At 55.3% G+C, this 24,912-nt stretch carries 24 protein-coding genes; 9 read left to right on the top strand and 15 right to left on the bottom strand.

Annotated features, from left to right (window positions below; all coding sequences use genetic code 11):
• Window positions 1-144: 144 nt before the first annotated feature.
• The 8 genes from ABD920_RS08305 to ABD920_RS08340 all read right to left on the bottom strand — a co-directional run bounded on the left by ABD920_RS08305 (window position 145) and on the right by ABD920_RS08340 (window position 10,671).
• Window positions 145-1,500, bottom strand: coding sequence for a TolC family protein (locus ABD920_RS08305; protein ID WP_345158229.1), 1,356 nt, complete (start codon window positions 1,498-1,500; stop codon window positions 145-147).
• A 267-nt stretch (window positions 1,501-1,767) separates the two neighbouring features.
• Entirely contained in the window at window positions 1,768-3,642 is a 1,875-nt protein-coding gene (locus ABD920_RS08310; RefSeq protein WP_345158231.1) for a M61 family metallopeptidase, read from the bottom strand.
• 98 nt (window positions 3,643-3,740) lie between these two features.
• Window positions 3,741-3,968, bottom strand: coding sequence for a hypothetical protein (locus tag ABD920_RS08315; protein ID WP_345158233.1), 228 nt, complete (start codon window positions 3,966-3,968; stop codon window positions 3,741-3,743).
• 274 nt (window positions 3,969-4,242) lie between these two features.
• On the bottom strand, window positions 4,243-4,683 hold the full coding sequence (locus ABD920_RS08320; protein ID WP_345158234.1) for a hypothetical protein: 441 nt from the start codon (window positions 4,681-4,683) through the stop codon (window positions 4,243-4,245).
• Between the two features lie 257 nt (window positions 4,684-4,940).
• The gene (locus tag ABD920_RS08325) at window positions 4,941-5,696 is read right to left on the bottom strand and encodes a toast rack family protein (RefSeq protein WP_345158235.1); all 756 of its coding nucleotides are present in this window, start codon (window positions 5,694-5,696) and stop codon (window positions 4,941-4,943) included.
• Window positions 5,697-5,735: 39 nt separating this feature from the next.
• The gene (locus ABD920_RS08330) at window positions 5,736-8,135 is read right to left on the bottom strand and encodes an ABC transporter permease (RefSeq protein ID WP_345158237.1); all 2,400 of its coding nucleotides are present in this window, start codon (window positions 8,133-8,135) and stop codon (window positions 5,736-5,738) included.
• Between the two features lie 309 nt (window positions 8,136-8,444).
• Window positions 8,445-9,164: an ABC transporter ATP-binding protein gene (locus ABD920_RS08335; protein ID WP_345158238.1), complete on the bottom strand. Its 720-nt coding sequence runs from the start codon at window positions 9,162-9,164 to the stop codon at window positions 8,445-8,447.
• 256 nt (window positions 9,165-9,420) lie between these two features.
• Entirely contained in the window at window positions 9,421-10,671 is a 1,251-nt protein-coding gene (locus ABD920_RS08340) for an efflux RND transporter periplasmic adaptor subunit (protein WP_345158239.1), read from the bottom strand.
• A 305-nt stretch (window positions 10,672-10,976) separates the two neighbouring features.
• On the opposite strand from ABD920_RS08340, the gene ABD920_RS08345 reads away from it, so the two are divergent.
• Complete coding sequence (locus tag ABD920_RS08345) at window positions 10,977-12,359, top strand: sigma-54-dependent transcriptional regulator (protein ID WP_345158240.1); 1,383 nt, start codon at window positions 10,977-10,979, stop codon at window positions 12,357-12,359.
• Window positions 12,349-13,728: a sensor histidine kinase gene (locus tag ABD920_RS08350; RefSeq protein WP_345158241.1), complete on the top strand. Its 1,380-nt coding sequence runs from the start codon at window positions 12,349-12,351 to the stop codon at window positions 13,726-13,728. The genes ABD920_RS08345 and ABD920_RS08350 overlap by 11 nt, the downstream gene beginning before the upstream one ends.
• Window positions 13,729-13,785: 57 nt before the next feature.
• On the opposite strand, the gene trxA is transcribed toward ABD920_RS08350, so the two are convergent.
• The gene (trxA, locus tag ABD920_RS08355; protein ID WP_345158242.1) at window positions 13,786-14,094 is read right to left on the bottom strand and encodes a thioredoxin; all 309 of its coding nucleotides are present in this window, start codon (window positions 14,092-14,094) and stop codon (window positions 13,786-13,788) included.
• Window positions 14,095-14,197: 103 nt separating this feature from the next.
• Entirely contained in the window at window positions 14,198-15,007 is an 810-nt protein-coding gene (locus tag ABD920_RS08360) for a class I SAM-dependent methyltransferase (protein WP_345158243.1), read from the bottom strand.
• 100 nt (window positions 15,008-15,107) lie between these two features.
• Between ABD920_RS08360 and ABD920_RS08365 the strand changes: the two genes are divergently transcribed.
• Genes ABD920_RS08365 through ABD920_RS08380 form a run of 4 tightly spaced genes read left to right on the top strand, consistent with a single transcriptional unit; the run spans window position 15,108 to window position 17,327 of the window.
• On the top strand, window positions 15,108-15,428 hold the full coding sequence (locus ABD920_RS08365) for a hypothetical protein (protein WP_345158244.1): 321 nt from the start codon (window positions 15,108-15,110) through the stop codon (window positions 15,426-15,428).
• On the top strand, window positions 15,428-16,096 hold the full coding sequence (locus ABD920_RS08370; RefSeq protein WP_345158245.1) for a hypothetical protein: 669 nt from the start codon (window positions 15,428-15,430) through the stop codon (window positions 16,094-16,096). Before ABD920_RS08365 ends, ABD920_RS08370 begins: the two co-directional genes overlap by 1 nt.
• On the top strand, window positions 16,093-16,908 hold the full coding sequence (locus ABD920_RS08375; protein ID WP_345158246.1) for a sensor histidine kinase: 816 nt from the start codon (window positions 16,093-16,095) through the stop codon (window positions 16,906-16,908). Before ABD920_RS08370 ends, ABD920_RS08375 begins: the two co-directional genes overlap by 4 nt.
• Before the next feature lie 2 nt (window positions 16,909-16,910).
• Window positions 16,911-17,327, top strand: a complete 417-nt coding sequence (locus tag ABD920_RS08380; protein ID WP_345158247.1) for a response regulator — start codon at window positions 16,911-16,913, stop codon at window positions 17,325-17,327.
• A gap of 61 nt (window positions 17,328-17,388) precedes the next feature.
• Here the strand turns inward: ABD920_RS08380 and ABD920_RS08385 are convergent, their stop codons facing one another.
• Window positions 17,389-18,636, bottom strand: coding sequence for an MFS transporter (locus tag ABD920_RS08385; protein WP_345158248.1), 1,248 nt, complete (start codon window positions 18,634-18,636; stop codon window positions 17,389-17,391).
• A gap of 147 nt (window positions 18,637-18,783) precedes the next feature.
• On the opposite strand from ABD920_RS08385, the gene ABD920_RS08390 reads away from it, so the two are divergent.
• Window positions 18,784-19,074, top strand: coding sequence for an HNH endonuclease (locus ABD920_RS08390; protein WP_345158249.1), 291 nt, complete (start codon window positions 18,784-18,786; stop codon window positions 19,072-19,074).
• A gap of 244 nt (window positions 19,075-19,318) precedes the next feature.
• Here the strand turns inward: ABD920_RS08390 and ABD920_RS08395 are convergent, their stop codons facing one another.
• Window positions 19,319-20,779, bottom strand: coding sequence for a nicotinate phosphoribosyltransferase (locus tag ABD920_RS08395; protein WP_345158250.1), 1,461 nt, complete (start codon window positions 20,777-20,779; stop codon window positions 19,319-19,321).
• 129 nt (window positions 20,780-20,908) lie between these two features.
• Between ABD920_RS08395 and ABD920_RS08400 the strand changes: the two genes are divergently transcribed.
• Both ABD920_RS08400 and ABD920_RS08405 read left to right on the top strand, forming a co-directional pair.
• Window positions 20,909-21,970 (top strand): DUF6687 family protein, encoded by a 1,062-nt coding sequence (locus ABD920_RS08400; RefSeq protein WP_345158251.1) that lies wholly within the window; start codon window positions 20,909-20,911, stop codon window positions 21,968-21,970.
• A 255-nt stretch (window positions 21,971-22,225) separates the two neighbouring features.
• Window positions 22,226-23,089 carry a universal stress protein gene (locus ABD920_RS08405; RefSeq protein WP_345158252.1) on the top strand — a complete coding sequence of 288 codons (864 nt, stop codon included), beginning with the start codon at window positions 22,226-22,228 and terminating at the stop codon, window positions 23,087-23,089.
• Window positions 23,090-23,150: 61 nt separating this feature from the next.
• On the opposite strand, the gene ABD920_RS08410 is transcribed toward ABD920_RS08405, so the two are convergent.
• The 3 genes from ABD920_RS08410 to ABD920_RS08420 form a co-directional block, all read right to left on the bottom strand.
• Window positions 23,151-23,540 (bottom strand): hypothetical protein, encoded by a 390-nt coding sequence (locus ABD920_RS08410; RefSeq protein ID WP_345158253.1) that lies wholly within the window; start codon window positions 23,538-23,540, stop codon window positions 23,151-23,153.
• A 137-nt stretch (window positions 23,541-23,677) separates the two neighbouring features.
• Window positions 23,678-24,523: a thermonuclease family protein gene (locus tag ABD920_RS08415; RefSeq protein ID WP_345158254.1), complete on the bottom strand. Its 846-nt coding sequence runs from the start codon at window positions 24,521-24,523 to the stop codon at window positions 23,678-23,680.
• Window positions 24,524-24,648: 125 nt separating this feature from the next.
• Entirely contained in the window at window positions 24,649-24,828 is a 180-nt protein-coding gene (locus tag ABD920_RS08420) for a hypothetical protein (RefSeq protein ID WP_345158255.1), read from the bottom strand.
• Window positions 24,829-24,912: the final 84 nt, after the last annotated feature.

The raw sequence follows: 24,912 nt of genomic DNA on the forward strand, positions 1-24,912 counted from the left end.
AGCTAAAAAAGTTTGTTAAAGTACAGTTTTTACACATATAAGTTGCAATTGGTTTACCATATGTCTTAAAATCCAGGTGCGTTCAGAAAAAAAAGCCGCCCCAAGGGAGCGGCTTCTGAAACAGCGGATTAGCGGCAAATGTGCCTAACCCTGGTAAAGCTCCAGAATGCGCCGTTTGAAATAGTACTCGCACTTACTTTGTAACAGCTCCGCCTGCGCCTTGTTTTTGTTGTTGAGGGATTCCATATAGGAGAAAAAGTCCACTGTGCCCGCTTCGTACTTCCGCTTCGCTGATTCAAAGGCTTTCTCGGTATACTCCAGGTTGGCTGTCACGGTGTTGTACTTCTCGCGGGCGGCCAGCACATCCTGGTAGGCCTGCTCCACCGTCTGGCGCAGGGCATTTTGTGCTGCTGCATAGTCCAGCTCGGCGTTATGCAGGTCCACCCGCGCCGACTGTGCCTCAAAATGCCTGCTCAGCCCGTTGAACACAGGTATCCGAAGGTTCAGCTGCACGATCTTCTGCTGGTTCAGGTCCAGCTGGTCTACATACCGGATCTGCTCCATCTGCTGCGTCTCCGGGTTTTGCTGGAGGATGTTGCTTGAGAAGTTAGAGCCGATGATGCCCTGCAGGCTGAGAGTGGGGGCAAAACCGCTGCGCACTACTTTTAAGCTGCTCCTGGTGGCCTCCAGCGTGGCCGCAGAGGCTTTGAGCTGCGGCGAGAAACTAGTTGCCCGCTCCAGGACGCGCTCCAGCGTGGGCAGTTCCGCGGTGATGTCTACGGGCGTGGCGGGCACCTCTAACTCAAAGTCCGTGCTGCTGCCTGCGTTCATCTGCTGCCCCAGTGCGAGCATGGCCTGGCGGTAGCTGTTCGTGTGCGTGATCAGGTTAAGCTTCTCGGTGGCGAGCTGGGCCTTCAGCTGGTATATATCGTCCTGGGTGCGCACACCGGCCTGCTCCAGCTTCTCCATCTTACCCAGTTGCTGCTCCAGCAGCTGTATGCGCTCCTGGGCAATAGTCACGTTCTCCCGGTCCAGCACTGCCTGCAGAAAATAGCCCGTGACCGCTGCTTCCAGCTCGATGTCCGTCTGCTGCTCCGTGTATTTGGTGGCCTGCGCCTGCTGTTTTGCCCGCTTCAGTTCGTAGAGTTTCGAAAGGCCGTCGAAAAGCACCAGCTCGCCCACCATATAGGGGTTAGAGGAGGTGGTGGTGCCCCGCTTCAGCTGCCCCGACACGTTATCGAAGGTCAGGCCGTTTATGCGGCTGACGTCGGTGTTGGCCGTGAGCACGGGCAAATAGCCAAACTTGTTTCGACGCAGGTTAATGTCTGCCTTGGTGCTGCTGTAGCGGGCCTGGCGCAGCGTCACGTTGTGCTGGCGGGCCAGTTCGAGGCTGCGGTCGAGTGTCAGGGATTCCTGTGCCTGTGCGGCAAATGCTAAACTGAGGCAAAAGGCCAGCCCTCCCAGCTTTTTCAGCAGGGCTGCAGATGTTAATCTTTTCATGGTTTTATTTTATACTAGTGGCGGTTTAATTGCTGTTGCTGATCGCTTCTTGTTGATTGTTAAAATAATCTATCGGAAACACGTAAGGCTAATTTTTTTAATTATTAGGCTGTAGACATATATAGTTGCCTTATATGCCTGCGCTATTTCGGCACTTCATGGTTTTGATTTATTCTCTATATATGGATGCGGTGTTATCTGTGAGTTTAAAAGAGGAACAACCATAAAGACGTGTAGCATATCAACAATTAACAATAAGCAATTAACTTATTTCTCATCATTCAGCCAGGCGGCACGCAGCGCTTTCTGCTCCGGCGTTGCGTTCGGGTCGGGCTCCAGCACGTGCATTTGCTGGCGCTCCACGGCGGTGGCCCTGCCTTTCAGCTTCTTCTTCTTTAGCTTGCCTTTGCCATTCATGCGGCCCACCGTGATAGTTATTTTCTCGCCCGGCTCCAACTGCTGCAATTGGTCCCCGATCACCTCCCGGATGTTCTGGGGCGTAATGTCCGTGCCGTTCAACTCCAGCAACTGGTCATCAACCTGAAAGCCCATTTTCCTTCCGAAGGCATCCATGTCCTCGGTTTCGGCCACGGTGATTTTCCCGGCCTCCTGGTCAAAGCCTGGAATGAAACCGCCGTAAGAGATTACCTGCGCTGTGGCCACCGGCTCATACCGGATGCCCACTTTCCGGAACGTCTCTTCCAGCGGCAGCGGCTCCGGGCCTTCCACGTGCTTTGCGAAAAACTCCCGCACCTCGGGGTAGGTAAGCTCCGCGATTTTGTCGAAAAGCTCCCCGTCTTTGAAGGCGTTATCCTTGCCATAGGTTTTGGAGAGGTCCAGCATCAGGTCGCGCAGGCCATACTTGCCGTCCGAGAGGTCCCTGAGCGTCACATCCAGCACCAGCCCGATCAGCGCGCCTTTCTGGTATACATTGGGATACTCATCCTCGTACTTTGTCAGCACCTCGGCGCTCATCTCTGTAAAAGGCAGCGTGTCGTTGTAATATACTTTTGAGGTGAGGATATACTCCCGCACTTTATCAAGGAACGCTTCCAGGTCGTACAGCCCTTCGAAGACCTGCACATGCGAGGCGAAATACTCGGTGACGCCCTCATACAGCCACAGGTGCCGCGACATCTTCGGGTTGATATAATCAAAGTTGCCGATTTCCTCGGAATGGATGCTCAGCGGCGTTACGATATGGAAAAACTCGTGCGCGGCCACGTCCCGGATGGTGCTGCTGAACTGCTCCTCCGGCATTTCCGGGAGAAAGTAGACAGAAGAGTAGGAGTGCTCCAGCGCACCGTAGGAGCCTGACTTGCCCACGCGTTCCGGCACATAGATGATAAAGGCGTATTTCTCAACGGGCAGGGTGCCACCCAAGTAGCTGCGCTGCGCCTCCAGTATGCTTTTCACCGTGGCCGCGACAGGCCCGGAGGTCACATTGCCCGAAGGGGAGTACACCGACACCAGCACTTCTGTTTCGCCCATCTCCAGCACGGTGGTATCGGGGCGGTTGTACATCAGCGGCGAATCGGCCAGGTCCATATAGTTGGGCACGAGGTAGCAGTCAGAGGAGTCGGTGGAGGCGACGGCCTGCAGGGCGGTAGAGCCGTAGAAGCCCGGTGGCTTGGTGATGTTCAGCGCGTAGGGCACTTGCTTCATGTCTTCAAAATAGCCGACAAAGCCGAAGGTGTTCAGCAGGAAATTCTTGTCTGCCTCTATGTTGGTGCCGCCCGGCTCGAACAGCACATCCTCGCGCTTGGCCGCATCAAAGGTGTCATCCACCCAGTAGGTGATCCTTGCGAGCGACTGCGCGTTGCTGATCTTCCAGCGGTTGGCGTCCAGTTGCTGCACAGCAAGCGCTTTGCCTTTGGCGTCGTAGGCAGCGAAATCAGATATAAACTTACCGAAGTCAGAGACGGAGTAGGTACCCGGCACAATCTTGGGCATTATGTATATAATCTCGCTCTTGCTGATGGGCGGCGCCTGCAGCGTGACCTGCACCTTGTCGTCTTTCACCCGTGTCAGGTCGATGGTAAAGTCGTATCGCGCTGCAGTGCTGTCCTGCTGGCTGGCGTAGCCGGAGATTGTAAGGTTCAGTACCAGGCCAAGCAGCAGAAATGTCTTTTTTAACGTCATGTCTTGTTTTTTGTGGAATGCAGTCGGTTCGTTAACAGCCAAACGGCTGATCTGTTGTTTACGGCTACGGGATATATAGGTATCCGCCGGGGCGGGTCCTACGCCCAAAACAAAAAGCCGACGGCTGTTAATTGAGACGCAGGGTAATACTGCGGAAACGACTGCTCGGTCTGTACAATCAGGTTGGCCGCCGAGCAGTTGATGAGAAGCAGCCCGATGAGCCTTCCGTAAATCCCGGAACTCCGGCATCCTGGCCCGGCAAACAAATTGTCCTGCACGCCAAGGGCGCTGTGTCGGCAGAAAGAGGAATTCAGGCTTCGGATCATATATGGGAGCAAACGTACGCTGGTTCTTTGAAAAGCTGGCTGCTTTCAAGGCTTGCCCCAGCTATGGTTTTTTGCTTTCTGTGAAGATAGCTTTTCAGGGGATCTGATTGGAGCTTATTCGACTAACGGGCGGGATTCATATATAAACTACCACAAGGCGTCAGCGGCAAGTTGCAAAATAGCCTCCCAATGGAGGATGTTCCGCCTGTCGCCTGGCACTTACCCGCTGCGCCTCGCCGATGCCACAGGAAAATGCCGCGCTGGGTACTGCCTCTTACAGGAATCTCCTGTCCACCAGTTTGAATAGTCCCTCACTCCTGTTCAGTAAGCCGCCGCTGGCAAGGCGAAAGGGCGCGGCATAGGCTAACTGAAGCGGCTGCGTTCGGTCCGTTGCCCGCAAAAGCCTCTTCAGGAAGGTGCCAGGTAAGATGCGCTTTATACTGGCGGAGACCTCAGTGCGGGAAACGTCTGCCTTAAAATCTGCTTCTTCTTTGGTGTTCTGCTTCCTGTTAGGGCAAGCGGGCTTTTTGGTTGCGCCGTCTATCTCCCGAGGAGTGCGCGGATGTAACTCTTCGTTTGCCTGGGCTATATGCTGCACCGATACATCCTCTCCTATGAAAAGATTCAGCACAGTAGTTGCAGCTGGCAATGGGATGGTCAGGCTGAAGGCACTGACTGCGAGCGAGGTAAGGAAAACAGCTGGGGTACTTTTCATAGTTTATATCTTTATTTTCAAAGATGATGCTTCAGACAGTAAGGTTGCTTCAGCCGTGATAAAATTTTGCTGTCTGGCTGCAAACCACCTGAAAAGCACCTCTGGTCTAAGTGATCAAAATTTCAGGAACACCAAGCACTTCTAAGGGATGTCAGCGTTTGAAAGGATGAAAACGATCTACTCTGCCGCTCAAGTGAATATATAAATGGTGTCATTTCTCTAAACCATACTTCTGCGCCCGTCTCAGTTCTCGGTGGCTACTCGTCCTGCAGCACGCTGATACTGCCCAGCCCGCCTGCCACCGTAATGTCAATCACGTGCTTGCTTTTGCCCAGCGCCGCGTTCACGTAGGCGTTGCCTTCCTGGTGCAGCCCTTTCATGTTTCTGCTGCCGAGGCCGCTGCTTTTCACGCGCACACCAGTGCCTTTAGGCACCCGGATGCGCACATCGCCGATGCCGCCGGACACGTCCACGTCCACGTCGTGGTCCCATTTGCCCCGCAGGTCCAGGTTCACTTCGCCCACACCGGCATTCACGGTCACGTCGCTTACCTTGCTGCCGCGCAGGTCTATGTCGGAGCCCACGGCGCCGGCGTCCATCGTGAGTTTGTTGACGTGGCTGTTCTGCAGGTCCAGCGTAGACTTGCCCGCGCCCATTTTTATATATAGATCAAGGGGAGTGGTTTTGCTCAGGTTTATATTCCACTCGTTCTTCACGTCTTTGCCGTTGTTGTCAGACATCTCCTTTTGCCGGATGCTTACCTCGGGCTCCGTTTTACTGTTGTTGCTGGCGAACACCGGCAGCCACGAAGCCTTGGTGTACTGCACCTGCGCGTCCATCAGCGAAGTCCCGTCGGCATTTACCTGCAGCTCGCCTGCCGGAATTTCCAGCGTGACCGTGCCTTTTTTTGCGCCGCTCGCCGAGGTGGTTTTTTTAAACACGAACTCCTGCTGCGCCAGCAGTGCCTGCAATGGGAAGAAGAGGAGGAGTCCGAAAACAGTTATCTTTTTCATATGTCTTGTATAGGTGTGAAATCAGCTGTTTATATAAAGCTATTGCGTCCGAAGCGATTTTACAGGGTCTGCGAACGCCGCCTTCATGGCCTGCAGGCTCACGGTAAGCAGTGCAATGGCCATGGCAGAAACGCCTGCCACCACAAACACCCACCAGCTCAGCTCGGCGCGGTAAGCGAAATCCTGGAGCCACCTGCTCATGCCGTACCAGGCAACCGGGCTTGCCAGCAAGATGGCCACCAGCACCAGCAGGGCGAAGTCTTTCGACAGCAGCATGACAATGCTGCCGGTAGAGGAGCCCAGCACTTTGCGGATGCCTATCTCTTTGGTGCGTTGCTCTGCGGTGTAAGAGGCCAGGCCAAACAGGCCGAGGCAGGCAATCAGGATGGTGAGGCCCGCGAAATAGCCGAACACCGTCAGCATTTTCTCCTCGGCCCGGTACTGCTCGTCGAAATGCTCGTCCAGGAAAAAATACTCCATGGGGTGCCTGGAGTCGAAGTTGCGCCACTCGCTTTCCACAAAGCTGATGGTAGCGGGCATTTCCTGCGGCTTGATGCGCGCCAGCAGGTAACCGGCAGAAGAAGGCCGGAGCGCCAGTATCAGCGGCTCCACCTCCGTGTGCAGCGACTTCACGTGGAAGTCGTTCACCACACCGATGATTTTGGCGTCCCAGTCAGCCATCTGCATGCGCTTGCCTATCGGTTCCGACCAGCCCAGCCATTTGGCGGCTGCTTCGTTGATGATCAGCCCGCCCTTCAGGTCCGTTTTCATTTCGCGGCTGTAGTTGCGGCCCTCTTTCATTCCGATGCCCAGCACATCCAGAAAATCGTAGTCCACGAACATCACGTTCAGGGCCCTCTCCACCATTTTATCGTCTACCTCAGACAGTGTCATCAGCTTCGACAACGACTCTGCCGGTATATCGTTAGTGTTCGAAACCAACTCCACATTCGGGTTGCGCAGGAGCTGGTGCTTTAAAGTCGGGAGGCGCTGCACCAGAGTTGAGTCGTTGTTAGGGATGTCGATAACCATCACCTGCTCTTTGTTGAAGCCCAGATCCTGGCTGCGCAAGTAATGCATCTGCGTGAACACCACAATGGTGCCGATGATCAGGATGAGCGAAATGGTGAACTGCGCCACCACCAGCCCCCTCCGCAGCGACACGCTGCCGCTCTTCGGGGCTTTATCTGACTTCAGCACATCGATGGGCTTGAAACCGGAGAGGAAGAAGGCCGGGTAGCTGCCTGCCACCACCCCCACAAACACCACAATAGCCAGCACCACCAGCAGAAACTCCCACTGGAAAAGGAAGCTGGAAGCGAAGTTTTTGTCTGTCAGCGCATTGAATGTCGGGATCAGCATCTGCACGATGCCAAGCGCCAGCACCACGGCAATCAGCGTTATCAGCACCGACTCGCCTATGAACTGGCGGATGATCTGGCTGCGGTAGGCGCCCACCACTTTGCGCAGGCCCACTTCTTTGGCGCGCCTGGCCGAGCGGGCGGTGGCCAGATTCATATAGTTGATGCAGGCGATGAGCAGGATAAAGACAGCCACGGCCGCAAAGATGTACACGTAGGAGATGTTCCCGGCAGGGCTAATGTCGGCGCCATACTCTGTGTCGAAGTGAATGGATTTGAGCGGCTGCAGCACAAACTTCATAGTTGCGTTCAGCTCATTCTCCTTTATCCAGGGTGTAACAGTGCTGGCGGTGAAGGCGTCCAATTTTTCTTTGAAGGCGGGTAACTGCTCGGGGTTTTGCAGCAGGGCGTAGGTATACCGGTTCAGGGCAAACCACTGGTTGGTGCGGGTGTCCGCATCCAGGGAGGCATCGTAGGCGCTCCGCGAAATAAAGGCGCTTGCCTTGATGTGGGAATGCTTCGGGTCGCGGTAAACACCGGTCACATTGTAAGATACATTGCCGACTTTCAACAACTCGCCCGGCGCGTTCTCCACCTCCCCGAAATATTTTTCGGCCATATCCTCGCTTACCACCATCGTCAGCGGTTCGTCCAGTACGGTGTTAGGGTCGCCGGCCAGGAGTTCATAATCAAACACCTGAAACAAGGAACTGTCGGCAAAGACCATGTCTTTCTCGTTGAAGCTTTTCTCCTCGTACCACACCGTCTGGGTGCGGGCGGGCAGCAACTGCGTCACGTTGTCTATTTCCGGGAACTCCCGGCGCAGGGCAGGCTCCAGGGCAGCAGGCGAGAGGGCAAACTTATTCGGCTCCTGGCTCTCAAACTTTATCTCGCCGGCCAGGCGCACAATGCGGTCTGCCTTTGTAAAATGGCTTTCATAACTCAACTCATCCTGCACGTACAGAAAGATCAGAACACAGGACGCCACCCCGATGGCCAGCCCGCCAATGTTGATGGCCGAGTAGACTTTGTTGCGGGCAAAGTTGCGGAACGCGATCTTCAGGTAGTTGTACAGCATATCGGTGTATATAAGAGGCTTCAGGAATCAGCAAGGGTATTCACAGGCGAGCACCATGGCAGCGCCATTTTGGGGCACGGGCAGAGGAAGTTGTTTTAGATGATCATAAACCTGGCTCTAAAAATTCAGAGCATCCTATATGCCGTTTTCTCTTCGGGAATGAAGCCGTTGGGTGATCAAGGCATGCTTCACGCGGCCTGAGACGCTGGCTCTACAGGCGCAGCAAAAGAGAGGTTTGTAAAGGTAGGCGTCAACAGCCGTCCACGCCTACACTGCTATTACAAACAACGTTTCTTCTATATAAATCGCCTACAGCAACTCGGCTGCGTGGCGCTTCACGTTCAGGTTTTCCGTCACAATCTGGCCATCGAACAGGTTCACAATGCGGTGGGCGTACTCGGCGTCGGAAGGCGAGTGCGTCACCATCACAACGGTGGTGCCGGCCTCGTTCAACTCCGACAACAGCGCCATCACCTCCCGGCCATGCACCGAGTCGAGGTTACCGGTCGGTTCATCGGCCAGGATCAGGCTGGGGTTGGAGACCGTGGCGCGGGCAATGGCTACCCGCTGCTGCTGGCCGCCCGACAGTTGCTGCGGGAAGTGGTTGCGGCGGTGCGCGATGCCCATGCGCTCCATGGCCGCCTGCACGCGCTTGTTCGTCTCGTCTTTCGAAACCCCCAGGTAAGCAAGCGGCAAGCCAATGTTCTCCGACACGGTCAGCTCGTCGATCAGGTTGAAGCTCTGGAACACGAAACCCAGGTTCTCCTTGCGCAGCTTGGCGCGTTGCCGCTCGGTTGCGTTGCTGATGTCCTGGCCCAGGAAGTTGAAGCTACCGGACGAAGGGCTGTCGAGCATGCCCAGGATGTTGAGCAGCGTGGACTTGCCGCAGCCAGACGGGCCCATGATGGCCACAAACTCGCCCTTGGCAATTTTCAGGTCAACACCGGCGAGGGCGGTGGTCTCCACCGTGTCCGTTACGTATTTCTTCTGCAGGTTCTGCGTTTCGATAATCAAATCTTCCTTGTTCATGTTTTTGTCTTTGTGATGTGAGAGTTCTTTGTAGTTTTATTTTGTACTAATGGTGGCTGATTGTTGGTTGTTGATTGTCAATTGTTGAAGGACTTAATTTTGAAATGGTTGTTTCTCAGTTGCTTTATTTATTTAATTAGCTATTTAAGGTATAGGCTGATGAGGTTGTTTATATATAGCTTCATACTAAAATATTTCAAACATGTAGCCATTCAACCATTCAATCATTTAACAATCAGCAACTAAAAACCAGCAATTACTTCAACTCCAGCCTGTCGATGTCGCCGTAGCTGTCGTAGGACGAGAGCACTACTTTTTCGCCGGGCTGCAGGCCGTCCAGCACTTCGTAATGGTTCGGGTTCTGGCGGCCCAATTTAATGTTGCGCTTCGTGGCATAGTTACCGGACTCATCCACCACAAACACCCAGTTGCCGCCCGTGCTCTGGTAGAAGCCGCCACGAGGCACCAGCACCGCCTTGCCGCCATCGTTCAGGTTCAGCTTCAGCTGCAGCGTCTGGCCGCGGCGGATGCCTTCCGGCGCGGCGCCGGCAAACTCCATATCCACTTTAAAAGTGTTGTTCTGCACCTCCGGGAACACCTTGGCGATCTTCACTTCGTGGGTCTTGCCGTTGAAGTCGAAAGTGCCGGTGAGGCCCTCATATACCCGGGAGATATAATGCTGGTCGATGTTGGCAGAAACCTTATAGCCGCTCAGGTTATCGACCTGGCCAATGTTCTCGCCCGCCCCCTTCGACTCGCCTACCTCCGCCTTCAGCGTGGAGAGCTGCCCGGCTATCGGGGCGGTTATATATAAATTGTCGAGGGTGTTGCGGGCCATGTCGATGTTGGCGCTCATGCGGGAGATGGAGAGGTCCAGCTGGCGCAGGCGGTCGTTCATCAACTGGGCATCCTGCTTCACAGAGCGCTCCGCCAGGGTTTTGCGCTTGGTCAGGTAGTTAAACTCATCCTGTGACGCCTGGAATTCCTCCTGCGGGATCACCTTCTCAGCGATCAGCATCTTGTTCCGATCGTAGCTGCGCTTGGCCTGGGCCAGGTTGTATTCAATCTCCGCCAGCTCGTTCTCCTTCCGGATCAGGTCCTGCTTCATCGTGATCTCTGAGTTCTGGCGCTCGTTCATCAGGTCATATAGCTGCGACTCGCGCGTCATGAAGTCAATTTGCAGGGTCGTGTTCGAAAGTTTCAGAATGGTGTCACCGACCTCCACGGTTTGTCCGTCCTCGGTATAGATCTGCTCCACACGTCCGCCTTCTGCAATGTCGAGGTAAAATGTTTTGAGCGGTTCCACAGAGCCGTCAATGGCAATGAACTCCTGAAAAACGCCTTCCTTCACGCTCCCGAGTGTCACGCGCTCACTGTCCACGTTCAGCTTGGAGGTATGCTCTGCGAAAAGCAGGTTATAGATGATCAGCACAAGCACAGCTGCAGCGCCTGCTATAAGAGCAATTCGTTTCGGCGTGTTCGTTTTCTTCTCAATTACTCGGTCCATTTCAGAGGTATGTGTTAGGTCGTATGGAATTTATCGTACTGTCTGTTTTGCATTTGCCAATAAGTATGCCATGTTTATTATGTTATTGTATATCAGATATTTATGTGTATTCATATAAAAATGCCTATGTCTTTAGTGTCCGCTTCCGAACACCTGAGTGTCTGCATCCGAACAACCCCTGGAACAAGTGCCTCGCCCCCATCAGGAGAATTGTGCTAAGGATCGTATTCTTAGGCACAGGCATGGCAAAAGCCATATAAAAACGTATTTTTACAAGACAAACTCCTGTATATGCGCACGCAACTATGACTAAAATTCCCTGCAACATACTGGTAGTAGACGACCAGGAAGATATCCTGACGGCGGGCAGGTTGTTGCTGAAGCAGCATTTTACCGCTGTCCAAACCACCTCAGACCCCTATCAGATACCCACGCTGCTGCAGGAGCGGGTAGTGGACGTGGTGCTGCTGGATATGAACTACAGCACCGGGGCCACGTCCAGCAAGGAAGGGTTGCACTGGCTGAAGCAGATTCGGCAGATTTCACCTGCCACGAGCGTGATTCTGATGACGGCCTACGGGGACATCGAGCTGGCGGTGCGCGCGCTGAAGGAAGGGGCGGCGGATTTTGTGCTGAAGCCCTGGCAGAACGAGAAGCTGGTGGCAATCCTGAAATCGGCGTGCCGGAAGAAAAGCAGCGAGGAGGTACGGACAGCCGAGGCGGCGGTGCAGCAAAACACCGCCTACCATTACGGCGAGTTCATCGGGGTGTCGCCGGCCATGCAGCGGGTGTACCAGACGATTGAGAAAGTGGCCGGCACCGACGCCAACGTGCTCATATTGGGCGAGAACGGCACCGGCAAAGAAGTGGCCGCGCGGGCGCTTCATCAAAAGTCGAAGCGCGCCAAAGAGGTTTTCGAGAAAGTGGACCTGGGCGCCGTGAGTACCACCCTGTTTGAGAGCGAGCTGTTCGGTCACGCCAAAGGGGCCTATACCGATGCCAAGGAAGACCGTGCGGGCCGGTTTGAGGCAGCCACCGGCGGCACGCTGTTCCTCGACGAGATCGGCAACCTGTCGCTGGCGTTGCAGGCCAAGCTGCTGACGGTGCTGCAGAGCCGGCAGGTGATCCGGCTGGGCACCAACAAACCCCGGCCCATCAACATCCGGCTGATCTGCGCCACCAACATGCCCCTGTACGAGATGGTGCGCGAGGGCAGCTTCCGGCAGGACCTGCTGTACCGCATCAACACCGTGGAGATACACCTCCCGCCCTTGCGGGAGCGGCGCGAGGATATAAAACTGCTGGCCCAGCACTTCCTGAAGATCTACAGCCAGAAGTACGACCGCCCTGACCTGAAATTAAACCCGGCCACGCTGCGCCGCCTGGGCGAGTACCACTGGCCCGGCAACATCCGCGAGCTGGACCATGCCCTGGAGCGGGCCGTGATCCTGTGTGACGGGGACGAACTGCAGGCCGATGACTTTTATTTCGCCCCAGCAGGTGCTTCTCCGGAGCAGCAGCAAAGGGCCACCGACATCACCGGAAATGATTACACCCTGGACGCGCTGGAGAAGATGATGGTGCAGAAGGCACTGGTAAAACACAGCGGCAACATCACGCACGCGGCCAAAGAACTGGGCATTACCCGCACCGCCCTCTACCGCAGAATCGAGAAACATGGTCTTTAATGGCTTTAAGGCGAAGCTGCTGCTGCGCCTGCTGCTGCTGGTAGCCGTTATCGTGGTGGCCATCTTCGTAGTTTACCGCACCGACTGGTATATCACCGCCTTCTGCCTGCTCCTGCTGGCGGTGTTCCAGCTGTATGACATGCTTTTTTTCGTGGAGCGCACCAACCGCGATATCAGCAGTTTCCTGGAGGCTATCAAACACTCTGATTTTACCCAGCGCTTTGCCGCAGAAGGCACAAATTCTTCTTTCCGGGACCTGTATGGCAGCTTCAACGATATTTCAGAGGCTTTCCAGCGGGTGAAGACGGAGCAGCAGGCGCACCACCACTACCTGCAGACGATTGTAGAGCAGGTCGGGATCGGTATCCTCACATACGACGCCGAAGGGGAGGTGCAACTGGTGAACCAGGTGTTTAAGGACCTGCTGCGCGTGCCGTACCTGCGCCATGTGCAGTCACTGGAGCGGGTGAGTCCGGATCTGGTGCGGGCCCTGTGGCAGACGCCGCACAACGAGAAGACGCTGGTGACGGTGGCGCTGGAGCAGGAGCAGCTGCTGCTGAACCTGCACGTGACGGAGCTGCTCTTGCAGGGGCAGCTGCTCCGGATCGTGACGATGCAGAACATACAATCGGAACTGGAGGAGCAGGAGCTGCAGACATGGCAGAAGGTGATCCGGGTGCTCACACACGAGATCATGAACTCCGTGACTCCCGTTATCTCGCTTACCTCGACAGTGGCCGGTTTGCTGGAAACGGAGGTGATCGCGAAGCAGGCGGCAGGGGAGGCGATTGAGGAGGAGGTGCTGGAGGACATGCAGGCGGGTCTGCAAACCATCGAGAAACGCAGCGCCGGGATGCTCAGCTTTGTGAAGAACTACCGCCGCCTGATGCGCCTGCCGGCTTCGGAGCTCCGGCCGGTAAAGGTCAGGGAGCTGCTGCAGAATGTGAGGCGGCTGCTGCAACCTAGCATGCAGACACAGCGCATCAGCCTGAAGCTATATATGCCGGATGAAAAACTAACGCTGCTCGGTGATGCGGAGCAACTGGAACAGGTGCTGATTAACCTCATCAAGAATGGCATGGAAGCCTGCGAGGCAGTGGCGAAACCCTGCGTGGAGGTGCTGGCCTATATACCGGAGCAGGAAAAGAGTAAAGTCAGGATTGACGTCACCGATAACGGCGCCGGCATCCCGGAGGATGTGCTGGATAAGATTTTTCTCCCCTTTTACACCACCAAAAAGCAGGGTTCCGGCATTGGCCTCAGCCTGTCGAAGCAGATCCTGCGCCAGCACGGTGGCAGCATCCGGGTCAGTTCGCAGCTTGGCGGCCCCACCGTCTTCAGCCTGCAGCTGAAGGCAATCGCTGAATGACTGACTTTTGAATAGTTGAATCAGTAAATTGAAAGAATTCAGAGATTGCCTTCAAACTCAGACAAGCGCCTGCTGCACGGCTTGCGAGAGCACGTTAGCGGGCATTGCGCCGGACTGCCGCCACACCTGCTGGCCCTGCTTGAAGAGGATGAATGTGGGCACGCCCTGTACCCTGAACTGTGCCGCGGCCGCCTGGTTGTTGTCTATGTTCACCTTGATCACCTTCAGCTTGCCGTTGTACTGGCTCGCCACCTGCTCCACAACAGGCGACATTGCCTTGCACGGCCCGCACCAGTCCGCGTAAAAATCTACCAGCACCGGCATGCCCGGGCTATTGATCAGTTCCTGAAATGATTTTTTAGGCATAATTCTGTGTTTTTATATATAAACTGAATACGGCGGCGGCCTGAGCAGGGGTTACACGAGCTGCGCACGGGGTATTGGTTTATATATACGGGGCAGCCGGCTGTCAGGGAAGGGGTTTCGTCGCTTTGATGGAGTAAAGCAGCGGAATTTTGTCCCGCAGGTGTTCAATGCGCCAGTTGCCGTCGTCGCCCTGCACCATGTGCTGGAAGCAGTTATAGGGCGAATACGGAAACTCGTGCAGGAACTCCAGGCGCAGGCCGGTGGCGGTGAGGGAGGAGATAATTTCGCTTAACCCATGGTTCCAGCCGTATTCTTTGTGCGGGGCATGGCCGCTGCCGTCGGTATAGCTGTGGTCCGATTCCGTCACAATGGGCTCGAAGGTATTGTGGTAGGGATATATGATTTTCTCAAACTCGTCGTCAAACATCCAGGCCACCGGGTGAAAGTCCACCATGTAAAACGTGCCGCCCGGCTGCAGGAAGTGCGCGATGGTGCCAGCCCATTTCTCCAGGTCCGGCAACCAGCCGATGGTGCCGTAGGAGGTAAACACCACCTCGAACTGCCCGTGCAGGTTTTCTTGCAGGTTATATATGTTCGACTGTACAAACAGGGCGTCCAGCCCCAGTTGCCGGTTCAGGCGGCGGGCCTCCTCCACAGCGGCGTCTGAAAGGTCAATACCGGTCGCTTTGGCCCCCAGCCGCGCCCACGACAGCGTGTCCAGCCCGAAGTGGCACTGCAGGTGCAGCAGCGATTTGCCGCGCACATCGCCCAGTTCTTCCAGTTCGATCCTGTTCAGCGAAGTTGCGCCCTCCATGAAGGCTGGCACACGGTAGAAGGCAGACTTCCGGTGAAGCGGGGTGCGGAGGTTCCACAGCTGCCTGTTGCTTTCGAAGTAGTTTTCAAGATCTTCCATATAGGATAATTTTTTCCTCACTTTAATTCTGTGTAAGAAAATATGATTGATATTAAATTTATTATATATTTGGAAAAGAAAAACTAAAGTTAGAAAGTTAATGTCTTATTTCGACGGATCAGAGGGCGAAGCCATTCCTTTAGACGAAGCGGCCGCTTTTACAGCTAACTACAGAAGAAGTCACGGAGATAAGGCCGAGACAGTGAAAGCGCACTTCTTTGGGCGAGACATCCTTCAAAAAATACTGGAGCAGGAGGGATGTGCGGGTATCCGGATGTACTATGGGCTGGATGGCAGCGGAGAGAAGCAACTGGTGCTGGTAGGGGTGGATGCAGATGGGCAGGATATGGAGGATGGCTTGGTCGCCGACAGATCCAGGGTTTGCCCGCCCGACTGCGCTGTGGGTGCGTTAAACGGCTAATGGAGGTCTTTTTTAGTAAATACTATTACTGGCTGTCGTATACGTCATCTTTCAGCGTACTGGTGCCGTTGCTCGCCAGCCTGATCCTGTTGAAGCAGTTTGGCCGCCCCGGCAAAGTATTCTGGGGCGTTTTCCTGTATATAGTGTTTCTGGCGATAGTGGAAACGCTTGGATTTTTAAGCGTGTACTTATGGTCTGGCAGCAATTTGTGGATCTCGTACTTATATGTGCCTATCGAGTATGCTTTGCTGTCATGGATTTACTATATGAGCTTTGAGCAGAAGCAGATCAAGTCCGGCATCATCATCTCGGTCATCGTTTTTCTGCTCGCCTGTATCGCTGAAGCCTTCTGGGGGGCAGGCACGCACAATATGAACTCCTACTCAAGGGTAATGGAGAGCACGATACTGATCGCACTGGCGCTTCTGTACCTGTTTGTGCTCTATAAAGACCTGAACTACGTGTACCTGGAGCAGGACCCTATGTTCGTGCTGAGTTGTGGTGTGATGATATTTTTCGCGGGCACGGCCATGGCATACGGCATGTTCAACAAAGCGCTGGCGATATCAGATAACATGGCGCGCGTCTGTATGACAATTACCTATGTATTAAATATCTCGTTTAACTGTGTGTTAGTGTTAGTGCAGCGCAGAGCAGTGACCGCATGAACGTACTCCAGCCTTTACTCATCATCACGCCGATCCTGCTGCTGTTGGTGCTAGGGGTGATTGTGTTTGTATTGCTGTACCAGAAGCGCCTGCTGCAGCACAAGGAACAGGTGCAGCGGCTGCAGACCACCAAGCAGTACCAACTGCTGGAAGCCACCATGCAGGCACAGGAGGAGGAGCGCCGCAGGGTGGCCCGTGATCTGCACGACGAGGTGGGCTCCATGCTGTCGCTGGTGCGGCTGAACCTGCACCAACTGGTGGCAGGGATAGACGGGGCAAACGAAGAAGTGCGCCATGCGGAGCAGACTATTAAGAAACTGCTGGATGAGGTAATCGGCAGCGTACGCCGCATCTCGCACGACCTAATGCCAGTCGTGCTGGACAAAATGGGGCTGGCGCAGGCGCTGGAGGCCTTGCGCCGGTCGGTGCCGGCCACCGCCAAAGTTGCCGTCACCTACGAGTGCAACGACAAAAGCAGGCGCCTGGAGCCAAAGCTGGAACTGATCCTGTACCGGATGGTGCAGGAACTTTTGAACAATACTTTAAAGCATGCCCATGCAACCCTTGTGCATGTAAAGCTGCTCTTTACAGATGACGAGGTGACACTGCACTTTGAGGACGACGGCGTAGGCTTTGACTACGCCGCCCATTTGCAGGCCGCTTCACAGGGCGTGGGGGTCGTGAGCCTGAGAAGCCGCGTGAACCTGCTGAACGGGAAATTGAACATACAATCTGAGGCCGGGGTGGGGACCCGGGTCGAAATAACAGTGCCGACTAAACAACACAATCAACAAACTTTATATCAGCTATAGTTATGGCTTATCAAACACTAACATTGGCTATTGCCGATGATCATATTCTGTTCCGAAAGGGGGTTTTGGAATTATTAAAGGCTTTTCCGGAGATATCGTTAGTCGCGGACGCCAGCAACGGCGCCGAGCTGCTGGATAAAATCGAGGAAGACCTGCCGGATGTGATCATGCTGGACCTGGAAATGCCCGAGATGGATGGGGTGCAGACGTCGCGTTACCTGCTGTCGAAGTATCCCGATATCAACATCCTGATCATGTCGACATACGGAGACGAGGCTTTGGTGGAGAACCTGATGGAGGAAGGCGTGAAGGGGTATCTGCTCAAGAACGCCGAACCTACGGAGCTGCGCGAGGCCCTGCAGGAACTGAAGGGCGGCAACCGCTATTTCTCGCAGGCCATCAACAGCGCCAGCCTCTGAATATAAGGTGCTGTAGCAGTACAGGCTGGGTTCAGCATCTGAACGCAGGCTGCACTGTGGCTTAACTCACCTGCTTCAGGTGTGGCACCACCCATATCGCCGCCAGGGTAATGGCGCAGGCCACAAACCCCACCCAGTTGAAGTGCAGCAAGCTGCCCGTGGCAGATTCCTGTACGATGTAACCTGCGCCAAACGAGGCAAGGCCGGCACTCAGCTGCTGCACCGACGAATTGATGCTCATGAAACTGCCGCGTAGCTTCGGCTCTACGGTGGAGGTGATCAGGGCCATGGCGGGCACAAAGCGCGCCCCGAAGAAGATAAAGAAGAACGTGGTGACGATGAGGGCAGCGTAGTGGGGCACCGGCGGCAGGTTCGTGATCACCAGGATCGGCAGCACCGACAGCAGCGCGCTGATGGCGAACACCCGCTTCTTTCCGTGCCGATCGGCCAGGCGCCCCGCCCACTGCGAGGTAAACACGGTGGCAAGCCCCCCGAATAAGTAGATATAGCTGAGCTCTGCTTCCTCAAACCCCACATTCGCAACCATATAGGGGCTGATGAAGGGTATCACAAAAAAGCCAGCCATGGTGAGGGTAACGGTAAGGGCCATGGCCCAACGCAGGTTCTGCCTGCGCAGGATATCGCCGATCACCAGGAAGGGACTGTGGCGGGTGGCGCTGCTCAGGTGCCCGCGCATGGCAGGCAGGAAAAACATCCCCACCAGCAGCACAATAAAACTCAAAGCGGCTAACAGGTAAAAAGGCGCATGCCAGCTCGTGACGCTCGCCAGGTACAGCCCCACCGGGATGCCTGCGATGGAGGCCACAGAGAAAGCAGCCATCACCTGTCCGGTGGCGGCGCCCCGCCGCTGCTCCGGAATTGCGTCTCCGATTATGGCCAGCACCAACGCGCCCAGCACCCCGCCAAATGCACCGGCAGCCACCCGTGCCGCCAGCAGCATCCCAAAGGAGGGGGCCATAGCGCAGGCAAGCGTTCCCAGGGCGAAGCCCAGGTATAGCCCGAGCAGGGCATGCTTCCTGTCGAAGCGGTCGATGAAGAGGGCGCTGAGAAAGCCAGCCACTGCCGCGCTGAACGTATACGCCGACACCAACAGGCCAAACTCCTGGGGCGTGATGTCGAACACGCGCATCAGTTGCGGGCCAAGCGGCATCATGATCACGAAATCCATCATGTGCGTGAACTGAATGGCGGCCAGCAGAAAAATCAACAGGTCCTCCCGGATGACGGTTTTCGGGACTGCCTCCTCCGCTGATGCGACAGGTGCAGGTTCTTCGGGGGATATTTTCATGTATATATGTCTGTTTAATCGGGGTAACCTGTGACGGTATTCAGCGCCTGGGTAAGCTTTTCTTGTATTCAGAGAAGCTCTTTAAACCATCAGCCGCCCTGTTTTGTTTTCCATTTTTGGAAGAATAAAGTACAGGGAACGGGAATAGTGGCAAAGAAGCAGAACGAAGCAGTTTGTGCGCTCTGTGGCCGGGAGGGGCAGAGCCTGTCGCGGCATCACCTGGTGCCAAGGGAGGAGGGAGGCCGCTACGGTGCCACCGCCGAACTCTGCCAGCCATGCCACAGCACCGTCCATCTTACCTTCACCAACCGCGAGCTGGCCATCCTCTACAACAGCATCCCTGCCCTGCAACAGGCAGAAGCCCTTCAGAAATACCTGCGCTGGGTACGCACCAAACGCATCCAGCGCATCTCCAACAGCAGGGGGAAACGGAAGTGAAACGAGCTTCCAAGGGGAGCCAGTTAACCGATCATACAGCAGAAAGCGTGGCTCTCCGGTAGAGTTTTTGCCTGCACCCTATATATAAATCACCCTCATCCAGATCCTGACCGGCTTTAGGGGCGCCCTCGTGTTTAAATTCCTGATCAGGAAAACATATATCTATCATATTTATATAGCAATCAGGGCCAAAACTATATATAGCGCATAATGGCACCCGGTTTATATATAGCCAGCGCTCCCGTCACTCACCGCGTAATCGCAGGATCAAATCTAGTTTGTATTGATGCAGACTCCCCTCTAGACCGGCAGGATAACTGTGCGGGTTCAGGTAGCGTCGGATACTTTCGTGCAGGCTGTCGAGCTGGGCCTTTGTTCTTGCTTTTATCGTGAGCAGGTCCGGCAAATCATATATAAGAGTGCCGTCTTTAAAAACCGGTAACAGGAGATCTTCGAAAGCAGTACCCGGCGGGATGCTCTTGCGGCGCGTGCTGTCGAGCGGGTCCACGACCTGCGTATGCTCCGGCAGGCTTTCCAGCTCATTGTAAATCATGTCGGCAATAAACACCCCGTCCCTAAACCGGCGCACCTGCAGCATGCCGGGCGTAGAGGTTTTCGCCCGCTGCTCCGACAGCTTCACTTTGTATTCCCATGCGCCGTCCAGCTGCCGGATCGCGGCCAGCTTATATACCCCACCCAGGGCAGGCTGGTCGTAGGCCGTCACCATTTTGGTGCCGACACCCCACACGTTTATTTTGGCACCCTCCTGTTTCAGGCTGGTGATGATGTGCTCGTCCAGGTCATTGCTGGCCACGATGTTGGCTTCGGTAAAGCCCGCTGCATCAAGTAGCTTACGCGCCTCTTTGCTGAGGTAGGTCAGGTCGCCGGAGTCGAGGCGGATGCCCCCGAAGGTAAAGCCGGAAGGCTGCAGTTGCTTCGCAACCTTTATGGCGTTTTTCACGCCTTCCAGCGTATCGTAGGTGTCAACCAGAAAAACGGAATCGTGCGGGAACGCCTGCCCATAGGCAAGGAACGCCTCTTCCTCTGTGTCGAATGCCTGCACCCAGCTGTGCGCGTGCGTGCCTTTTACAGGGATGTCATACAGCTGGCCAGCCAGCAGGTTGGATGTGGCGGCGGCACCCCCTATATATGCTGCCCTGGAAGCTGACAAAGCTCCGTCGATGCCCTGCGCACGGCGCATCCCGAACTCGATCACCGTGTCTCCTTTGGCGGCGTCGGCAATGCGGGCCGCCTTGGTGGCGATCAGGGTTTCGAAGTTGACGATCGTGAGGAGTGGTGTCTCCACCAGCTGCGCCTGTAGCAACGGACCCCGCACCCGCACCAGCGGTTCCCCCGGAAACACGGCTGTTCCCTCCGGGATGGCATCCACACTGCAGGAAAAACGCATTTCGCGCAGGTATTCCACAAACGCCTGCTCAAACAGCGGCTGCCCCTGGCCTCCTCTCAAGCCGGCTATATAGGCCAGGTCCTCGTCTGTGAAGTGTAACTCCTGCAGGAACTGCACGGCATGCTCCAGACCGGCGGCAATCGTATAGCCCCCCTGAAAAGGGTTTTTTCGGAAGTAGAGATGAAAAACCGCTTCCTGCTCCGCCATGCCTTTTTTCCAGTAACCGTAGGCCATCGTGAGCTGGTACAGGTCCGTCAGCAGGGAAAGGGAGGTTGCGTATATATCTTTTAAAGCCATGCCTGAAAATTAACGATTAAGCGGCAGATTCGCTTCTTGTTTTTTCTGAAGAAGCTCCGCCAGCCATACGAGCGTAATTGAGCAGGGAAAACCCTTGCGACTTTGCCCGCGCGTGAGCAACTTTAAGCCATGCAGAAACGACAATTTATCCCATTCGCGGCCGTCAAAAGCCAGAAAGCCATTGTAGTAGACAGTACCCACGCCAACGGCGTGATGTTATCGCACTGGCGGGGCGCCCCCACGCCCGCCGAGATCCGGGACAACACCAGCGCCGCTATTGTGCTGCACGCCCTGCGGCAGCGCCTGCCCCAACTGGACCTGCCGTATGTGTCGGCGAATCATTTTGATATAGATGGCTTTGTGGGCGTTTGGGCGTTGCTTAACCCGGAACGGGCGCTGGAAAACGAGGAACTGCTGCGGCAGATGGCCGTGATCGGGGATTTCAGGGAGCTGGACCTGAACCACCCGCTGGCTGGCGAGGCCCTGAAATTGGTTTGCTGGATTAACGCCAAAGAGCGGGAGCTGTTTTACAAACCCTTTGCCGCCGACCAGGCCGATGAGAAGGAGGCCGCACAGTGCGTGCAGAAGTTCAGGTACTTTCTGCGGGAGTTCGGCCATGTGCTGCAGGACCCGGACTGGGAAAGAGGCGCCTGGGAGGAAGAGGTGGGAAGCGTGCTGCTAGGCTACCGCGACATATACAAGCCCGACACCAAACTCACGCGGCACCCGGAGATCGGCCTGATCATCGTGGAGACGCCGCACCCGGTGCACTACTACGCCCTTTTCAGCCGTACCCAGGGGTTTGACATGGTGCTGGCCTGCTACGGGCAGAACCGCTACGAGCTGGAGTACAAGTACACCACCTGGGTCGACCTTGCCTCCCGGCCTACGCTGCCCCGCCTTACGCTGGCGCCGCTGGCCGGGCGCCTGAACCAACTGGAAAAGTCCGGCCGCCGCTGGACCCACGACTCCGTGACGGATACCGGCCCTTTGCTGCGCCTCGACGGCGACCGGCTTACCCGCACCGAGGCCTACGACAACCCCACTGACCGGGAGATATACAGCTCGTCCATCCCGGTGGGGCAACTCATTGAGGAAGTGGTTAACCATTACAGAAAGGGTTATAGCGGCATCCAGCCAAAATACAACTGGACGTGGAAGGAAGTGAGGGAAATACAGCCGGGGATATAAGCCGCAGCAGGGCGCGCTGCCAGGTCGGGCAACAGTGGCCAAGGAAGAGGGGATTGATACTGGCAAAAGAGGTTTATTGTGCTGGTTATGATTGGTTTAGTTATTTATATGGTTTACTGTAAAGGGCCAAAACATGCTTTCTGATTATGTAATGCACGATTTCGAAGTTAACTTTCTATTACTTTTAATTCTTTCCGTATACATCGACAAAACGTGATACGATCACATGCGCAACCAAACAACACAACTTACTTTATGGAAAGAATTCTATGTCCGATTGACTTCTCGAGCACATCGGCGAAGGCAGTTGACTACGCTGTCTACATTGCCCAGCACGCAGGTGCGCACCTGTCGTTGATGCACGTGCTGCACCTGCCAATCGTAGACACTTCTGAGACTGCTTTAGTGGCGAGCGAACTGCTGGGGGAGCAGATGCGGGATGCCGCCGAGAAGCTGAAAGCCCTGTGCAGGCAATTAGAGGAAAGACATGGCGCAAACCGTGACGGCGGCTTCACCTGCGATTATATACTGAGAGAGGCCCTCTTGACGGACCTGGCATCGGAGTTAACCGCACATGGCGGTTACAACCTGATTGTGATGGGAACAACAGGCTTAGACAATACTATGGAGGAATTGCTGATAGGCAGCAATACTGAAGCGGTGATAGAGGAGGTGAAGTGCCCGGTGCTGTCGGTGCCAGGCACTGCGCCGTCGCCAGCACTCGAGAGGATTATATATGCCACCGATTACAGCACAGAAGACATGTACGCCCTGAAACAGGTTGTGCAGCTGGGTAGCTTTTTCGGTTCCCATATAGATGTGGTGCATGTGGTGAAACCAAATGCCAGGAGCAGCAGCGAGGAGGCGGAGCATTTCTGGGGGGAGCTGCAGCAAAAGTTTCCGGGTGTGCCCCTCAGTTTCCATGAGATCACCAACAAGCACCGCGACGAAGGGCTGAAGAATTACCTGAAGAAGACAGGCGGCGAGGTGCTGGCCGTTGTTCGCAGGCGAAAGGGATTCCTGAAGGAGCTCTTCTCACAGAGCCTGGCAGAGCGGCTAACCTATCAGGCGGAGGTGCCGCTGCTGGTGCTGCAGGGCGAGAAAGCAACCACTACCTGAAGAACCGCCAGTCACAGAGAAGGCTCCGCTACCGCAGCGGAGCCTTCTCTGTGACTGGCGGTTAACGGACCTTATTTTCGTCGAAGATGTGATCAAGTTCCCGGCTGCACTCCTGGCAGTTATAGCGGCCGAAGTCTTCGATGGCCCGGACAAGCGTCAGGTTCCGGAAGGTGCCCTTGCACGGCACCAGCAACGGGCAGTCGTTTTTGGTATGGAAAAGGTTCGCTGACTCATCCATGCAAATCCAGACGCGGTTTTTTGCCATGTCCGGAGGAATCAGGAAAAATTCTGGGGCGGGCCTGGCCTTTGGCTGTGTGCCTGCTACTGCAACGGCAGTCTCTGCCTGAGAAGCGGCAGTTTTTTCATCAGTATGCTGGCAGCTAAGCAGGGTGCCGGCAAACACCAGCAGCAGCAGTGACCTGCGGCCTTGTCTAAGTAGGGTGATCTTCATCTTCTAATTGTAACGAACAGCGTGGTCCGGTAAATTTAGCATTCTACATCATGAATCCCCAATGCCTGCCGGGGCGATTCAGAAGCTATATATAATTTGGTTTAGGATCCATTCCGCTTTTCATGCTCTTGCTGGATTCAGGGGTTGCTGCAGGTTTTATCCGCTCTGCGGTTGTACACGCGGATGGCGGCCTCTTCTGTAATGGCGAGCATTTCCTGTTTGCAGCGTTTGAGCACGTGGCAGTCTCTGGTGAGGTGGTAGACACCGGAACTGGTGCTGTTGCATATATAAACCGTGCGTTTGGAGGCCCCGGCTGGCAGCGGCGCTTTCGTTTGCTTTGCACTGCCGCCGCTGCGCTTATCTTTCCTGAAATCCCAGGGTGCTACCGGGTTGGCGTCCTGCCACAACCCCCGTTTATAGCGGCGGGCGTCGCTTTCCAGGTTGGCCAGCTTCAGATCGTTGGAGTATGCTTTGTAATGCCAGGCGTAGCCGTTGCGCACCAGTTCTTCGTTAAGGCTGCGGCCGTCGGGCAGAATGATGGTGCCCACGGTGCGGCCGTAGCGGTCGGTGTTGTTAACGATCAGGCGCACGGTTTTGCCGAACACCAGGTCGGAGGTGAACTGCCTGGCCCGCTGCCCGTACGCCTGCGTTTTCTCCGGGGTATCCACACCAAAAAGCCGGATTGTTTCTGTTTTCCCGTTCCGTAGCAGCTCAATGGTGTCGCCGTCTTTCACCCCGACTACCTTGTCCCCGGCCGTAGTGGCCGGTTTAGCGGGTGCATTTTGGGGTTCATCTGCTTCGGAAAGAGACGGTTCATCGGCAAGGCTGTCGGCAGGAGCGGGTGTGGACGGTTGGCCGCGTTCCAGCACCGCCTGCTGCCGTTGCCTGAACTGCTCCTGTGCCTCTTCGCGGCTGCTTTGCTTGCAGGCAACAGCGGTGCACAGGGTGAGGATGAGAAGCAGGTAATAACGGATTTTTTTCATACGCTTGCATTGCTGCTAGGAGGACAGAAGGAGGCGAAAGCCTTATGCGGCCGGGATATGGTCATGCATCAGCAAAAAGAAAAACAGAACCCCGGTGGTCAAACGCAGGGGTTCTGTTTTGGGGCTTAATGCTGTTGCAGCGACGCGGGCACCTCGTCTGTTGTGGCAGTGGTGTCCTCGGTTCCTGTAGCCGCGGGAGCGGTGGACTCTTCTGTGTCCTCCATTTCCTCGTGGTTGCCCTGGCTGCAGGAAACGCCTGCAAAGAGGCAAAAAACGAAAAGAAGCTTAAATAGGTTGTTCCGCATTGTTTCTTATATATGATGATAAAGTATATACGAAAGCTGTAGATTTAAAGCATTTTTGCAAGGCTTTGTTTAAGAAGGAACGCC

This window comes from Pontibacter saemangeumensis, from assembly GCF_039541895.1.
GTDB classification, from domain to species: domain Bacteria; phylum Bacteroidota; class Bacteroidia; order Cytophagales; family Hymenobacteraceae; genus Pontibacter; species Pontibacter saemangeumensis.

Excerpts from the sequence above, each read along its gene's own strand:
- ABD920_RS08305 (WP_345158229.1), bottom strand. The coding sequence starts at position 1,500 with ATGAAAAGATTAACATCTGCAGCCCTGCTGAAAAAGCTGGGAGGGCTG.
- ABD920_RS08310 (WP_345158231.1), bottom strand. The coding sequence starts at position 3,642 with ATGACGTTAAAAAAGACATTTCTGCTGCTTGGCCTGGTACTGAACCTT.
- ABD920_RS08315 (WP_345158233.1), bottom strand. The coding sequence starts at position 3,968 with ATGATCCGAAGCCTGAATTCCTCTTTCTGCCGACACAGCGCCCTTGGC.
- ABD920_RS08320 (WP_345158234.1), bottom strand. The coding sequence starts at position 4,683 with ATGAAAAGTACCCCAGCTGTTTTCCTTACCTCGCTCGCAGTCAGTGCC.
- ABD920_RS08325 (WP_345158235.1), bottom strand. The coding sequence starts at position 5,696 with ATGAAAAAGATAACTGTTTTCGGACTCCTCCTCTTCTTCCCATTGCAG.
- ABD920_RS08330 (WP_345158237.1), bottom strand. The coding sequence starts at position 8,135 with ATGCTGTACAACTACCTGAAGATCGCGTTCCGCAACTTTGCCCGCAAC.
- ABD920_RS08335 (WP_345158238.1), bottom strand. The coding sequence starts at position 9,164 with ATGAACAAGGAAGATTTGATTATCGAAACGCAGAACCTGCAGAAGAAA.
- ABD920_RS08340 (WP_345158239.1), bottom strand. The coding sequence starts at position 10,671 with ATGGACCGAGTAATTGAGAAGAAAACGAACACGCCGAAACGAATTGCT.
- ABD920_RS08345 (WP_345158240.1), top strand. The coding sequence starts at position 10,977 with ATGACTAAAATTCCCTGCAACATACTGGTAGTAGACGACCAGGAAGAT.
- ABD920_RS08350 (WP_345158241.1), top strand. The coding sequence starts at position 12,349 with ATGGTCTTTAATGGCTTTAAGGCGAAGCTGCTGCTGCGCCTGCTGCTG.
- trxA (WP_345158242.1), bottom strand. The coding sequence starts at position 14,094 with ATGCCTAAAAAATCATTTCAGGAACTGATCAATAGCCCGGGCATGCCG.
- ABD920_RS08360 (WP_345158243.1), bottom strand. The coding sequence starts at position 15,007 with ATGGAAGATCTTGAAAACTACTTCGAAAGCAACAGGCAGCTGTGGAAC.
- ABD920_RS08365 (WP_345158244.1), top strand. The coding sequence starts at position 15,108 with ATGTCTTATTTCGACGGATCAGAGGGCGAAGCCATTCCTTTAGACGAA.
- ABD920_RS08370 (WP_345158245.1), top strand. The coding sequence starts at position 15,428 with ATGGAGGTCTTTTTTAGTAAATACTATTACTGGCTGTCGTATACGTCA.
- ABD920_RS08375 (WP_345158246.1), top strand. The coding sequence starts at position 16,093 with ATGAACGTACTCCAGCCTTTACTCATCATCACGCCGATCCTGCTGCTG.
- ABD920_RS08380 (WP_345158247.1), top strand. The coding sequence starts at position 16,911 with ATGGCTTATCAAACACTAACATTGGCTATTGCCGATGATCATATTCTG.
- ABD920_RS08385 (WP_345158248.1), bottom strand. The coding sequence starts at position 18,636 with ATGAAAATATCCCCCGAAGAACCTGCACCTGTCGCATCAGCGGAGGAG.
- ABD920_RS08395 (WP_345158250.1), bottom strand. The coding sequence starts at position 20,779 with ATGGCTTTAAAAGATATATACGCAACCTCCCTTTCCCTGCTGACGGAC.
- ABD920_RS08400 (WP_345158251.1), top strand. The coding sequence starts at position 20,909 with ATGCAGAAACGACAATTTATCCCATTCGCGGCCGTCAAAAGCCAGAAA.
- ABD920_RS08405 (WP_345158252.1), top strand. The coding sequence starts at position 22,226 with ATGGAAAGAATTCTATGTCCGATTGACTTCTCGAGCACATCGGCGAAG.
- ABD920_RS08410 (WP_345158253.1), bottom strand. The coding sequence starts at position 23,540 with ATGAAGATCACCCTACTTAGACAAGGCCGCAGGTCACTGCTGCTGCTG.
- ABD920_RS08415 (WP_345158254.1), bottom strand. The coding sequence starts at position 24,523 with ATGAAAAAAATCCGTTATTACCTGCTTCTCATCCTCACCCTGTGCACC.
- ABD920_RS08420 (WP_345158255.1), bottom strand. The coding sequence starts at position 24,828 with ATGCGGAACAACCTATTTAAGCTTCTTTTCGTTTTTTGCCTCTTTGCA.